Raw genomic sequence first — 13,199 nt, forward strand, 5'->3', positions numbered from 1 at the left:
AAACAGCGCAAATGTAGAGTGCCGGTGAGTGGATTCAGCCTGATTGGTACGGGTATCTGTTTGATAATCGAAGCAACAGTGACCGTCTTTTTCAACCGAGAGAATCGCCCATGCACTTTACTCAAGCCATTGCCAGACTCCCTGCCGATAGCTGCGCCAGCGGCCAGACCACCGCCCAATTGGGGGCGCCGGATATTGCCGTCACCGGCCACCAGTTTTTGGCCTATGTGGACACCTTGCTTCGCCTGGGGCTAAAAGTGACAGTGTTACCGGCTGCCCCGGCATTTCCTGACGCCCACTTTGTTGAAGACACCGCGGTAGTGATGCCGGAGCTGGCGGTGATCACCCATCCGGGCGCGCCAAGCCGCCAGGGCGAAGTGGCCACCATTGCACCGCTGTTCGAAGGAGAACGCCCGGTGGTACGCATGAGCCAACGCGGTCATCTTGATGGTGGGGATGTGCTGCTGGTCGACCGCCAGTTTTTTGTCGGCCTGACGTCTCGCACCGATGAGGCCGGTATCGGCGAATTTGCCGCGGCGGTAGATCCTTATGGCTATCGGGTCACGGCCATTGAGGTGAGCGCCGGGCTGCACCTGAAATCAATCGTCAATTACGTGGGTCGCAATACCCTGTTGTTGACGGAAGACTACCAGCACCATGCTGCCTTTAGCGGTTTTAACAGCATCGTCATTCCGGAAGCGGAGTCCTACGCCGGTAATACGCTGTGGATCAACGATACGCTGATCACCCCACAGGGTTACCCGCAAACGCTGGCGCAAATCGAAAAATTAGGCATGCCGATCGTTCAGCTCGACACCAGCGAATTTAAAAAAATGGACGGCGGCCTGACCTGCCTGTCACTGCGTTTCTGACACTTTCTTTTACCGGGGATCTCAGCCATGAAAAAAACATTAGCGGTTTTACTGACCAGTCTGGCATTAAGCGGCCCTGCGGCGGCTCAGACCTTCGACACCATCAGCTTTGGCGTGGACGGCGGCTATCCGCCGTTTGACGTGCTGGCACCCAGCGGTGAGATCACCGGTTTTGATATCGATATCGCCAACGCGCTGTGCACCCAGCTGCATGCCAAATGCGTGTTCGTCAAACAGCCTTTCGAGAGCATGATCGCGGCGCTTAACGCCCATAAGTTCGATGCCATTATTGCGTCGTTAACCATTACCGATGAACGCAAGAAAGAGGTGGATTTCACCGACCGCTATTACCGCAGTTCTGCCCAGTTAGTGGCGCGTAAAGGTAGCGCGCTGCTGCCGGACGTCGCCAGCCTGAAAGGCAAAACCGTTGGCGTGCAGACCGGCTCGATCCATGAGGCCTACGCCAAACAGCACTGGGGCGGGAAAGGGGTGAAAATTGTCTCTTACGCCAACCAGGATAACGTCTATCTGGACCTGCTGTCCGGGCGCATTAACGCGTCACTGCAGGACAACACTCAGGCCGCCAGCAGCTTTATCGATACCCCACGCGGGCAGAAGTTTGCCTTCGCCGGACCGGTGATTGAAGACAGCAGTATCTCCTCTGACGTTGGCATTGCGGTGGGTAAAGACAATCCGGCGCTGCGCGATGCGCTAAACGGGGCCATCAAGGCGATCCGTGCCGACGGGACTTATGAAGCCATCCAGAAAAAATATTTTAGCTTCGACATATATGGCAACTAAACCGGCTCGGATCCAGTCATCCAGGGGAGGCCGGGAATGGTCATAGAGTATTTGCCGTTGCTGGCTCATGGCGCGTTGCTGTCGCTGTGCGTGATGCTGGTTTCACTGGCGGTGGCGTTGACGCTCGGCATGATCAATGCGCTGATCAAACTCTTTGGTCCGCGCTGGTTGCGCTGGGTATCGACGGGTTACACCACGCTGGTGCGCGGCATTCCCGAGCTGGTGATCATGCTGTTGCTGTTCTTTGGCGGCGAAATGCTGGTCAACGGCTTGCTTGGCCTGGTGGGATTGGGGCCGCTACGCTTTAACACCTTCATCTCTGGCGTGCTGGCCATTGGTTTTGTGTTTGGTGCTTACTACACCGAAACCTTTCGCGGGGCGTTTCTCACCGTGGAGCGCGGTCAGCTCGAGGCGGCGATGGCTTATGGCATGCGGCCGGGCCAGGTGTTTCGCCGCGTACTGTTGCCGCAGATGCTGAGCTTCGCCATTCCCGGCATCAACAATAACTGGCTGGGGCTGATGAAAGCCTCGGCGCTGGTGTCGATCCTCGGGCTGGAGGACATGGTCTGGCTGGCAGAGCAGGCCGGGCGGGCCACGCAAAAACCTTTCCTGTTTTATTTCCTGGTGGCGCTGATTTATATGGTGATTACCGCCGTCTCCAGTTGGGGGTTTAGCCGGTTGGCGCGGCGTTACGCGTTGGCTTCCTCCCATTCGGCAGGAGCACGCTGATGAATCTGCAAAATATGCTGGATGCGGCACCGAGCTTTCTGTGGAGCGACGGTTCCGACGTCACCGGGCTGGCGATGACCGCCAAACTGTTCTTGTTATCGGTGGTGCCGGGATTACTGCTGGCAGCGCTGATGGCGATCGGCCAGGTATACGGCCCGCGCCCGCTGTCGTGGCTGATCCGCAGCGTGACTTACTTTTTCCGTAGTACGCCGCTCTACCTGCAATTAATGCTGATTTACTACGGCCTGTCACAGTTTGACGTGGTGCAATTGGGCTGGCAGAACGACCAGCCTTTCTGGCTGCTGTTTCGCGACGCCACTTTCTGCGCCACGCTGGCGTTGGTACTCAATACCAGCGCTTACGTTGCCCAACTGTTGGCAGGCATGATGGAAACCTTCCCGCGTCAGGAGTGGATTGCCGGTGAGGCCTATGGCATGAGCCAGTGGCAGATTATCCGCCGCCTGGTGCTGCCGGCAACGCTGCGGCGTGGCATTCCGGCGCTGAATAATGAGATGGTCTTCCTGCTGCATGCTACCTCGCTGGCCAGTACCGTCACGCTGCTGGATATTACCGGTGTGGCACGCGCTTTTTATGCCGCCACCTATTCACCCTTTATTCCGTTCCTGATGGCGGCGGCACTGTATTTGCTGTGCACTTTCCTGCTGATCTTCATGTTTTCGCGGGCAGAGCGTCGCTGGCTGGCGTTTATCCGCCGCGATTGATGCAGTTCAGGAGCGTTTGATCGACTGTAGCTCGGTCAGGGTGACGATTTTATCCACCCGAAATTTTTTGCTGGTCAGCCAGGTATCGGCCAGCAAGCGATAGTTTTCCATGCTGCGGCAGCCGATGCGCACCAGAAAATCGAAGTTGCCGCTGACCAGCCAGCAGTCCAATACCTCGGGGGTATTACGCATTTCCTGCTCGAAGGCCGGTTGGGAGTGGCCGTGATCGGCCAGCGCGATCTGCGCCTGGATCACAAACGCATGTTCCGGCTCCGGCAGTTCGATTATGGCGCTGTAGCCACGAATAATTCCGTCGCGCTCCAGCCCGCGAACCCGCTCCAGGCAAGGGCGGGCGGTCAGATTGACCTGTTCGGACAGTTTCTGAAACGAAATGCGGCCATCCCGGCACAGTATTTCAAGGATTTTTTTGTCAATGCGATCAAGCCGGGCTTTCTTTTCCACAGATAGGGCGTCCAATGAAAACTAATCATCATAAGTTACCTGAACATGCTCTGGGTGGGCAGCGCCAATTCACCAGTTTTCATTTCGGCCAGCCGGGTAAAGGCGAAAAAATTTACCTGCAGGCCGGTCTGCATGCCGATGAACTGCCCGGCATGCTGGTGCTGCACTATCTTAAAAGATTGCTCAGCCAGGCGGAACGGCGGGGTGAACTGCAAAGTGAAATAATTCTTGTCCCGGTAGCCAACCCGCCGGGGCTGGCGCAGGTGCTGCTCAATGCGGGTGTAGGGCGCTTTGATCTGGTCAGTGGCCGCAATTTTAACCGTGATTTTCCCGATTTGGCCCGTTTGTTACGGCAGCAGGATTTCAGTACCACAGAACCCCTGCATCAGCAGGTGCGCATCGCAATGCGCAATGTTTTACAGGCGGCGCCAGACACCAGCGAAGTCACGGCACTGCGCAGGCAGCTGTTGCTATTGGCCTGTGATGCGGATGTGGTGCTGGATCTGCACTGCGACGACCGGGCGATCCTGCACATGTACGCCGACCCGGCCTGGGGCGAACAGGCAGAAACATTGGCCCGTTTTATGGGTATGGGCGCGGTGCTGCTTTCGCAAGACAGCGGCGGCGGTTCCTTTGATGAAGCCTGCGGCCTGCCTTGGCACCGGCTGGCTGCAGAGCATCCCGCCCTGGATGGGATGCCACCGGGTTGCATGGCGGTCACGCTGGAGTTACGCGGTCAGCGGGATATTAGCCACGAACTGGCCAGCGGCGATGCCGAGCGCCTCTATCGATACTTGCAATACCGCGGTGCCGTTGCCGGTGCTTCCCCGGTGATACCACAGCTTGAGGTCGCCATGTTGCCATTTACTGCCGGGGAGATTGTTACCGCGCCCGCCAGCGGCATCCTGTTGTTACTCCGCCAGCCGGGGGAGTGGGTAGAGGCTGATGAAGCGGTAGCTGAAATTATCGACCCGATCACCGATACGATAACAGCGGTGCGCGCTAAAGCGGGTGGACTGATTTATGCCAGCCGCCAGACTCCTTTTGTCACCCTGGGGGCCGAAGTGATGAAGATTGCCGGTAAGACCCCCTACGCAGGCGGCGGCGGGCTGGCGTCCTGATGTGGGTTTTGCCTGAGGCTAAAAGTCGCGAATGAATGTCCCTACGGGAAAGATGGCTTGCCGACCGCCGTCCATGTTAAATTTGACCTTTGCCACTCCGTAGCCCCTGATGACAAAGAGAATTTCATATGGAACAACGGCTACCCGTGCCAAAGAAGTCAGGGTCTATGCGCACAGCCAAACCACGCCGTCCGCATGGGCGATGGGTCTACTATATTCTGCACGAAGATATTCTGTGGCCTTGCCCGGTCAAGTGGGAGTGGGAGAGCAGTTACCACGCCTGGTTGCCGTTTTACTACTCGCCCACCCTGGAATTTGTTGCCGGTAACCCCGCCAAGGCAACAAAAATCACTAAAACCAAGCGTTAATCATTATTTCGGCTGAAGAATTTTGTTTGATTATTTCGCAAGAAATAATTATTAACTTTCTGTTTTTAAAGAAAACGCCAGACTTCTTGCCCTCAGGGGGTACAGTAACTACATTAACAGCTGTACTTCAACTCACCTGAGGAGAGACATCCTATGAAAGCTGCCGTAGTCACTAAAAACCACAGTGTAGATATTCAGGAAAAGCAGCTTCGCCCACTGAAATATGGCGAAGCGGCACTCAAAATGGAGTGTTGTGGGGTTTGTCACACCGATCTTCACGTCAAAAACGGCGATTTTGGCGAAGTCCCCGGCATCACCCTGGGCCATGAAGGGGTCGGGGTGGTCACTGCCGTCGGCGAGGGCGTAACCTCGTTAAAAGTCGGGGACCGTGCCAGCGTCGCCTGGTTCTATCAGGGCTGTGGCCATTGCGAATATTGCGTCAACGGTAACGAAACCCTGTGCCGTTCGGTTAAAAATGCCGGTTTCAGCGTGGACGGCGGCATGGCGGAAGAGTGCATCGTGGTGGCGGACTATGCGGTCAAGGTGCCTGACGGCCTGGACTCGTTTGCTGCCAGCAGCATCACCTGCGCCGGGGTCACCACCTATAAGGCGGTTAAAATTTCCGACATCAAACCGGGGCAATGGATCGCGATTTATGGCCTGGGCGGATTGGGCAATCTGGCGTTGCAGTACGCCAAGAACGTGTTTAATGCCAAAGTGATCGCCATTGACGTTAATCAGGGCCAGTTGGATTTCGCCAAAGAAATTGGTGCGGATCTGGTTATCAACTCTAAAACTGAAAACGCCGAAGAAATTATTCAGCAAAAAGTCGGTGGCGCACATGCCGCCGTGGTTACCGCCGTGGCGCGTTCGGCCTTTAACTCTGCGGTGAATGCCGTGCGTGCCGGGGGCAAGGTCGTGGCCGTGGGCCTGCCGCCAGAGAGTATGGACCTGAGCATTCCGCGTTTGGTACTGGACGGGATCCAGGTAGTGGGGTCGCTGGTTGGGACCCGGGAAGATCTGAAAGAAGCCTTCCAGTTTGCCGCCGAAGGCAAAGTGACGCCGAAAGTCACCAAAAGGCCGCTACGGGATATAAACGCCATCTTTGAAGAGATGAAATCCGGCACCATTCGTGGCCGTATGGTTATCGATCTTTCCGCGTCATAATTCTGCTCTGTTGAGACGACGTATTTCCCTCTTCTCTGGAAGAGGGAATTCCGGATTTAATTAGCCGACGCTTTAAAAACCTGCCCCCAGTTGGCCAACAGCGTCTGCGCCTGTCCGGGCGCAGACCTGAACAAGTCTACCGCGCTGCATAACCTCAGTTTCTCCATCAGCCGCTGCTTTTGCAGGCTGATGGTTTTGATGCTTTTATGCTGCTCGCGGGCAATTGCGCCCACCGTTTTACCCTGCAGCAGGCCCGCCAGCACCCGATGCTCCCGTGGAGAGAGCGACTGCATTTGCTGAGGGGAGGCCTGCGGCAAGGGCGGACTCAGCAGGGCGGCCAACGCATACAGCATGGCGTTGTTGTTCAGGCCCAGTTTTTCCATCGCCCGTTGCTTGTGGTTGCTGACGGTGCGGATATTGCGGTTACGCCGTTGGGCAATGGTAGTCAGGTCCTGCCCGTTGAGCAGGGCCTGCAGCACCAGGCGTTCGTTCGGCGTTAATTTCTCTGCCAGATGCGGGGGCAACAATACGGTCATCATGGGACTCTCCTGTCCGATTAAACGCCTTTCCGGCGAACTGTCCTTGCCCGGTGGGCGAGGGGATTAATCCAGCAGTACAAACGACAATGCACCCCGGCTGTCGGTCTGAGCGCTGACCCGGCTATCTTGTTCGGTCAGCAGTGGCGTGAGCGATATTTGCAGGCTTAAACTGCGGCCGATCTCAGCCCGCCCCGGCTCCCCGGCTGTCAGCACCGCATTGGTTGGCATCATGGCGGGCAGCGTTACGGTGGTTTCCGCTTCTCCTGCAGGACTCAGCGTTAAATTTGCCGGATGGCCGTCTATTTGCGCGCTATCCAGCCGGACCTGGAGATAACCGCGATCACCGTAGCGCAGCCGCCCACTCGGGCCAGTTTCCCCTTGTAACTTCAGGCGTAGCTTCTGGCGGTACGGGCAGGCTACCCTGATGGTCACTGGGCGTTCCCCGGGTGATAACAATGCCGTACCCGGCGTAGTCCGCAGTTGCCAGCGGGTCTGCCGGCCATAATCAATCTGGGAGGTACTGGCCGATACGCTGCAGCGGCTTTCCGCTGGATGCGGGATGAGTTGCGCAGGTTCCAGCTCGGCACTTTGCGCCGTCAGGCTGGCCAGCAGCCCCGCCAGCGCCATGAATTTTTTCATTTCACACTCCTTGTTCAGCGGCAAACTGCCGCGCTGGTTTCATATAAACCACTGCTGTCAGCCTGTTCCGGCAGAGAGAGCGTCAGCGAACACAGTGGCCGTCCGGCATTCTGCACCTCCAGTTGCATTCCCGGTGCCGCGTCCGGCAGGAATACCACCCCGGCCGAACCGACCACGGTGACAAATTGCCCCTCGGTATTGAAAACGGCCGCGCCGTGGGGCAATGGCGCACCCTGGGCATCCTTAACGCTGACCAGGACCCGGCGGGTTCGCACCACGTCAAAATCCATCCGTCCCACCGCGCCGCGCGCCAGTTCCGTCTCCAGCCAGGCGTTGCTGATATCCACATTTTTCGGCAGGCTGCGCGTATCGACCTGGACGGTCGAGCGGTGATAGCCACTCAACGACGGCAATACCGCGTAACCCCGGGCATCGGTCCAGGTCGGGCCTGCCGGTGTTTCCAGCCGGATCCCGCCTTCCTGACCGACCCGGGCAATGGCGAAAGTGTCCCCGACGGAGTACGGCGTGAGCGTGACCCCGCCGCCGTGCGCCACCACGCCGCCGGATGCCCGGACATTCCAACTGGTGTAGTCGTTCGAGTCACGGGTCAGGCTGCCGCTGAGTTGGCTGACCGGCGTGACCCAGTCCAGGGTGCCGGTACCGCTGGTCCGGCTGCTGCCGGTATCATGCTCGGTAGATAGGCTCCAGCCCCGGTCCTGACTGCTGCGGTCGCTGTAGCGCACCCCGGCACGGCTGTTGTGACGGGCCGTATTGATATAACTGCTGAGGCTGCGTGCGCCGAACGGGATACTGACGGTCAGGTAGGCGCGATCCTCATTGCCGTTGTCGCCGCTACCGGTGTTGCGTTCCAGGCTTAGTCCGACATAGGCCTGAACAATCTGAGCGCTCCAGCCGGCGCGCAAGTAACGGGTGTCGTCGCCGCCAAAGGTGGTGCCCTGCGCCCAGGAGAGGGCGAAATTACCGACTGACGGCATCCCCCAACTGATACCCGCACCGTACTGGCTGCGGGAACGACCCTGACTATCTTGAGTGTCCCGCTGCAAGGCATCGCTCAATTCCCGGTATTGACGGGTCTGTTGACGGCTGTTGAGGCTGACCCCCAGCCGTTCCGTCAGCGGATAGCCGAGCGAAACCGAAACCAGCGTGCCGGTGTTGTTATGGCGCTCATCCTGCGCCACATTGCTCTGCAATGAGAGTTGACCCGCGCCGGGAAGCTGGTTGTCCACTGCTGCCGCCACCGCCCGGTACGGCACCGAAACCAGCAGGCCGGTGTTAAGCGTGGTGCGCGGCGTCAGTGCCCAGCCGCTGGCAAGGGTGCCCAGCCAGGGCGCTTCGCTGCTGCCCTGTTGATCCATCTTGCCCACGCCGACGGACAGACCGGGTGCGACGCTGTTGCCGTTGAGCAGCAGTGCGCTGGCCGGGACGGTAAACTGGCGTTTTTCGCCGTTGCTGCCGCTCAGGCTGACCGCCAGATCGCTACGGGTATTGAGCAGCGAGAACCCTTGCAGGCGGAACGGCCCGGCGGGGACGGTGGTGCTGTAGAGCAGCACGCCGGACTGGCGGACTTCCACCACCGACTGAGTGTCGGCAATCCCTTCCACCAGACCGGCTCCGCCCGAATTGCCGGTCAGGGCGGTTTCCGGAAACAGCTGGGCACCAATCACCTGCCCGGTACCGAACAGCGAGTTGCCCAGGCTAATTTGCCCGGTCTGAAACACCTTCTTAATGCCGGCAAAGCTGCGCTGGGCATAGGCCGCCTGATGTTGCAGGCTGTCTTCGCCATCAAAGCGCGAGAGGGTCTGGCGGCTACGCACGATCCAGTCCCCGGCGTTGAAACCGGCCTCACTGTCCAGTTGGACAAAACTGACCCCACCGCTATTCCCGGCGCTGTCCATGTATTGCGCATCGTAGTTGAACAGGCCCGCGATGCCGCCGTGCTGCCAATTGCCCTCGGCCGAACCAGGGGCGGAAACTGCCTGCGCAGGCACCACCAGATCTGCCCGACGTTCAGCGGGGTCCAGATGCAGTTCGGTTTGTGGCCAGGCGCTGCGCAGGTCAAAACAGGGTTCCCGGCCGGTAAAGCCCGGCGGCGTCTCCAGACCGGCCTGTTTTTGGAAGGCAGCATCGGCACAAAGTTGCCCCTGTTCGTTAAAGCGCGCGGTGATGCGCCCCCGGCCGCGTCCGTTAACGTTTAGCATCAGCGCATTTTCGCCGGGTAAAAAGCGCGGCCCGTGGCGGAAACTGTCCGCCACAGTGCGGTCGATACCCCGGGACTGCAGCATGGCCGGGTCAAACAGGGTTTCTTCCGGCCGAGAAGGGGAACCCTCTGCGTTTGCCGGCGACACCAGGAACAGCGGAGCCAGGGCCACTCTTATCGCCAGTGCCTGCCAGCTCAGCGGGCGAGCGGGGGGAAAGCAGAACAGACTCCTCACGGCAACGGTGTCAGAGGCGCATCATAATGGGCGACGCTGAACCCCCAGGTGGTGGCCGGGGCAATGCGCACCTGCGTCTCCGTACCCAGCGGTTTAGTCCCGTTCTGGGTCAGGGTGAGTATTTGCCCCGGCAGGACATAGCTGTGCGGCAGTGTCCAGACGCCGTTGCCCGGCAGGGTCTGAACCCCTTCACCCAGGCGCACCACATAGGGCGAGGGATTGCTCACTTTCAGGGTGTTGCCGGTGCGCTGCCAGACCAGCCGTTTCCACGGTGCCAGATCGCGCGCCAGACCGGCCGGGCGAATAATCAGCGGCAGGTTTTGGCGCACCGTCATGCGGACTTCACTTTTATCTTTTTGCTGGGGCGGTACCCCTTCGAAGATCACCCGCATCAGGCGCTCGGTGCTTAACGGCGTTTTGTCGGTCAGCAAGAAGCGCACGCTCTGGCTCTTGCCGGGTTCAACCCGGGCGGCCGGTGGGGTGACGGTCAGTAACGCGGCCTTGTCCTGAGGCAGGGGCACCAGGGTGGTCAGCAGCAGCACCGATAACGAACAAAAGGAATGTGTGGCATAAATTGACTCTTTCTTGGACCGGGCAGGCAACCCTTGTAACCTGCCCGGTAGGGCTGTGGGGTAAGTAGGCCCCGTCAATGACGGGGCTTCAGGCCGGGTTACAGATAGATCAGTTCAAGGGTGGCCAGGCCGTCCAGCTGGATCGGCTTGGTGATATCCAGCTCTGAGGCCTTATTGATAAAGGCCTGAACTTCCAGCGTGGTGGCCAGAGTTTTGAACGCCACCGGGGTCAGGGTGCCGGTGGCAGCCCAAGAGGGTTGCCAAAAACTTTTAGATACAAGAGTGGCAGTTTTTCTATCTATCGCATCCCATGTGCCCGTTGGGCCAGCACGGGTGATGGTGTCTACTGCCACACCGTCAGCCTTTGCGTTTGCATTATTGAACCTCATTCGATACCCGCCGATTTTTTTCGTGCCGTCCAGCCCCAACCCAAACGCCTGTACGGTTGTGTCTTTTCCTAAAAGCGTGATCCCGGCCGGAATAGTGGATGCTCCGTTGGTGGCTTCGGCATCGCCCACCGTACTGTCCATGCGCCCACTGAACGCATTGACGGCGACCTTGGCCTTGCCGTCACAGGTAATGGAAAAATCCAGTGATTTTTCCGGCAGCACGGTGTAATCGTCCGCCTTCAGGGTATCGGCCTTGATGGTGCCGTAGTCCACGGTGCCGCCACCGCTCAGGGTTGGGGTACAGGCCACCGGCGTAATGGTCCCGATAACCTTGAGGTCTACGCTGTCGGCAGCGAAGGCGGATGAGGCGCAGACAACGGTGCCTGCGGCCAGTGCGGTGGCGAGTAGAGTTTTTTTCATTGATATATTCCTTTCATCATGTGTTCCACACATAAATATCCATTCCCCCCTTGAGAGAGGGTTCCTTTGTATTTGCCTGCTAACAGGCAAAATCTTTTTCCAACGCGGTTGCGGCGGCCATTCAGGCCGGGTTACAGATAGGTCAGCTCAATAGTGGCCAGACCGTCCAGCTGGATCGGTTTGGTGATATCCAGCTCCGAGGTTTTGTTGAGGTAGGCCTGCACGTCCAGCGTGGTGGCCAGCGTTTTGAACGCCAGTGGCGTCAGGGTGCCGGTGGTTGCCCAACTGATATGCTGATAGGGTTGTACCGAAATCAAGCCACTTGCTGCTTTGGTCCAGGCACTGTTGGGATTGTCTTTGCGGTATAAAGTATCCACAACCACGGAGTCAGCCTTCGCGTTCGACAGCGCCATTTTTACGCCATAGCCGCCGATTTTGTTTGTACCGTCCAGCCCCAACCCAAACGCCTGAACGCTCTGGGTGGCTGAGTCCAGACCGAAGAGCGTGACTCCGGCCGGAACGGTGGCGGCTCCGTTGCTGGATTCGTCAGCGCCCAGCGTAGTGCCCGGACGGCCACTGGACGCACTGACGGACACCTTGGCATTGCCATCACAGGTAATGGAGAAATCCAGCGTTCTCATCGGCAGCAGGGTGTAATCGTCTGCCTTCAGCGTATCGGCCTTGATGGTGCCGTAGTCCACGGTGCCGCCGCCGCTCAGGGTTGGAGTACAGGCCACCGGCGTAATAGTCCCGATAACCTTAAGGTCTACGCTGTCGGCAGCGAAGGAAGATGAGGCCGAGAAAACGGCGCTAGCAGCCAAAAGGGTAGCGAGTCGTACTTTTTTCATTGATAAATTCCTTTCAACAGGTGCTCCATACAAAATCATGTAATAACCGACTGATAATATTGATTTTTATCTTTTTTTGGGTTGCATTGGTTTACTGGAAAAAAGGTAACATTTTGAGCCAAAGTGTTACATTTTACATATTGTTCTAAACGTCAGGCTAAGAAGGGGGATTGTCAGGAGATAACACCAGGGACGGTGTTTTAATGATGTGTTTATCTGGGTGAATAGTGGTCAATGAACGAGGTGAATAAAAAACACACTGGGTGCTGGGCGAAACCGGGTTTTTATCAGGAAAGGAACGTTTTAACGGCGCGGGATATATCTTACTGATAATGTGATGTTTATTCGATGGATAAAAAAAATACGACGGCGGTATTGACTTCTTTTCGGGGAATTCTTAGTTTATGTGTCAGTTTGGCTCAAAGTGTTACATTTTTTCGGCTTTTTTCCTCCCATAAGTACCTGAATCTCCCGGCATTGGCGGCGGTATACAGCACCGTGTGCTGAATGTTGCGATGCCCCAGATAATCCTGAATCACCCGCGTATCGGCGCCGTTATCCGCCAGCGCATAGCCACAGGCATGACGCAGCATGTGCGGGTGCGCCTCGACCTCCAGCCCGGCCCGACGGCCATACTCACGCAACATACGAAAGATACGCTGACGCGACAGGCGATGGCCCTTTTGTGACAGAAACAGCCAGTCCTGGTCGTCCAGGTTGCGGCAGAACTGGCGTTTTTCCAGCCAACGTTGCAACAGGTGTTTCTCGGTGGCTTCCAGCGGGTGGGTGGTGGACAGGCCGTTTTTAAGGCGGCTGATGTAGAGGCAGCCGTCGTCCATGTCGAGGTCGGCGAGGCGCAGGCCGGTGAGTTCGCTGACGCGACAGCCATGAATAAAGCCCATCCAAATCAGGCAGGTGTCACGCTCGGGCGCCCGGCCGGCGGCGGCTTGCAGCAGCAGGCGCCCGACTTCGCCCCGGGTGAGGTGCTTGCGGTGCTGTTGTGATTTGATCACGGTATTCTCCTCAAAAAGAAACGGCCGGCGGGTGCCGACCGTGGTCTGTCACAGACAGAGCGGGAGGAGTATAGCCTAACCTTG

Annotated in this window: 15 protein-coding genes; 7 read left to right on the forward strand and 8 right to left on the reverse strand. The window is 58.0% G+C overall.

Annotated features, from left to right (window positions below; all coding sequences use genetic code 11):
• Positions 1-110: 110 nt before the first annotated feature.
• The 4 genes from SERS4_RS0112980 to SERS4_RS0112995 are packed head-to-tail and all read left to right on the forward strand — an operon-like array spanning position 111 to position 3,124.
• Entirely contained in the window at positions 111-872 is a 762-nt protein-coding gene (locus tag SERS4_RS0112980; protein ID WP_017892820.1) for a dimethylarginine dimethylaminohydrolase family protein, read from the forward strand.
• 27 nt (positions 873-899) lie between these two features.
• Positions 900-1,673: an ABC transporter substrate-binding protein gene (locus tag SERS4_RS0112985; protein ID WP_017892821.1), complete on the forward strand. Its 774-nt coding sequence runs from the start codon at positions 900-902 to the stop codon at positions 1,671-1,673.
• A 36-nt stretch (positions 1,674-1,709) separates the two neighbouring features.
• Positions 1,710-2,402, forward strand: a complete 693-nt coding sequence (locus tag SERS4_RS0112990; protein ID WP_017892822.1) for an ABC transporter permease — start codon at positions 1,710-1,712, stop codon at positions 2,400-2,402.
• Entirely contained in the window at positions 2,402-3,124 is a 723-nt protein-coding gene (locus SERS4_RS0112995; RefSeq protein WP_012145127.1) for an ABC transporter permease, read from the forward strand. The genes SERS4_RS0112990 and SERS4_RS0112995 overlap by 1 nt, the downstream gene beginning before the upstream one ends.
• Before the next feature lie 6 nt (positions 3,125-3,130).
• Here the strand turns inward: SERS4_RS0112995 and SERS4_RS0113000 are convergent, their stop codons facing one another.
• The gene (locus SERS4_RS0113000) at positions 3,131-3,586 is read right to left on the reverse strand and encodes an Lrp/AsnC family transcriptional regulator (RefSeq protein WP_012145128.1); all 456 of its coding nucleotides are present in this window, start codon (positions 3,584-3,586) and stop codon (positions 3,131-3,133) included.
• A gap of 14 nt (positions 3,587-3,600) precedes the next feature.
• On the opposite strand from SERS4_RS0113000, the gene SERS4_RS0113005 reads away from it, so the two are divergent.
• The 3 genes from SERS4_RS0113005 to adhP all read left to right on the forward strand — a co-directional run bounded on the left by SERS4_RS0113005 (position 3,601) and on the right by adhP (position 6,242).
• Positions 3,601-4,707, forward strand: coding sequence for a succinylglutamate desuccinylase/aspartoacylase family protein (locus tag SERS4_RS0113005; RefSeq protein WP_017892823.1), 1,107 nt, complete (start codon positions 3,601-3,603; stop codon positions 4,705-4,707).
• Between the two features lie 167 nt (positions 4,708-4,874).
• Positions 4,875-5,075, forward strand: a complete 201-nt coding sequence (locus SERS4_RS0113010; RefSeq protein ID WP_017892824.1) for a hypothetical protein — start codon at positions 4,875-4,877, stop codon at positions 5,073-5,075.
• 153 nt (positions 5,076-5,228) lie between these two features.
• Positions 5,229-6,242, forward strand: coding sequence for an alcohol dehydrogenase AdhP (gene adhP / locus SERS4_RS0113015; RefSeq protein ID WP_017892825.1), 1,014 nt, complete (start codon positions 5,229-5,231; stop codon positions 6,240-6,242).
• A gap of 56 nt (positions 6,243-6,298) precedes the next feature.
• Here adhP and SERS4_RS0113020 read toward each other — a convergent pair whose 3' ends face one another.
• The 7 genes from SERS4_RS0113020 to SERS4_RS0113050 all read right to left on the reverse strand — a co-directional run bounded on the left by SERS4_RS0113020 (position 6,299) and on the right by SERS4_RS0113050 (position 13,115).
• Entirely contained in the window at positions 6,299-6,781 is a 483-nt protein-coding gene (locus SERS4_RS0113020; protein WP_017892826.1) for a helix-turn-helix transcriptional regulator, read from the reverse strand.
• A gap of 63 nt (positions 6,782-6,844) precedes the next feature.
• Positions 6,845-7,420 (reverse strand): hypothetical protein, encoded by a 576-nt coding sequence (locus SERS4_RS0113025; protein ID WP_017892827.1) that lies wholly within the window; start codon positions 7,418-7,420, stop codon positions 6,845-6,847.
• 14 nt (positions 7,421-7,434) lie between these two features.
• On the reverse strand, positions 7,435-9,810 hold the full coding sequence (locus SERS4_RS0113030; RefSeq protein ID WP_017892828.1) for a fimbria/pilus outer membrane usher protein: 2,376 nt from the start codon (positions 9,808-9,810) through the stop codon (positions 7,435-7,437).
• 59 nt (positions 9,811-9,869) lie between these two features.
• Entirely contained in the window at positions 9,870-10,475 is a 606-nt protein-coding gene (locus SERS4_RS0113035) for a fimbria/pilus chaperone family protein (protein ID WP_017892829.1), read from the reverse strand.
• Positions 10,476-10,543: 68 nt separating this feature from the next.
• A complete protein-coding gene (locus tag SERS4_RS0113040; protein ID WP_017892830.1) occupies positions 10,544-11,254 on the reverse strand; it encodes a DUF1120 domain-containing protein in 711 nt (236 codons plus the stop codon).
• A 131-nt stretch (positions 11,255-11,385) separates the two neighbouring features.
• Entirely contained in the window at positions 11,386-12,102 is a 717-nt protein-coding gene (locus SERS4_RS0113045; protein WP_017892831.1) for a DUF1120 domain-containing protein, read from the reverse strand.
• Between the two features lie 419 nt (positions 12,103-12,521).
• Positions 12,522-13,115, reverse strand: a complete 594-nt coding sequence (locus SERS4_RS0113050; RefSeq protein WP_017891817.1) for a tyrosine-type DNA invertase — start codon at positions 13,113-13,115, stop codon at positions 12,522-12,524.
• Between the last annotated feature and the right edge of the window lie 84 nt (positions 13,116-13,199).

The sequence above is a fragment of the Serratia sp. S4 genome, assembly GCF_000347995.1.
In the GTDB taxonomy this organism is placed as follows: domain Bacteria; phylum Pseudomonadota; class Gammaproteobacteria; order Enterobacterales; family Enterobacteriaceae; genus Serratia; species Serratia quinivorans.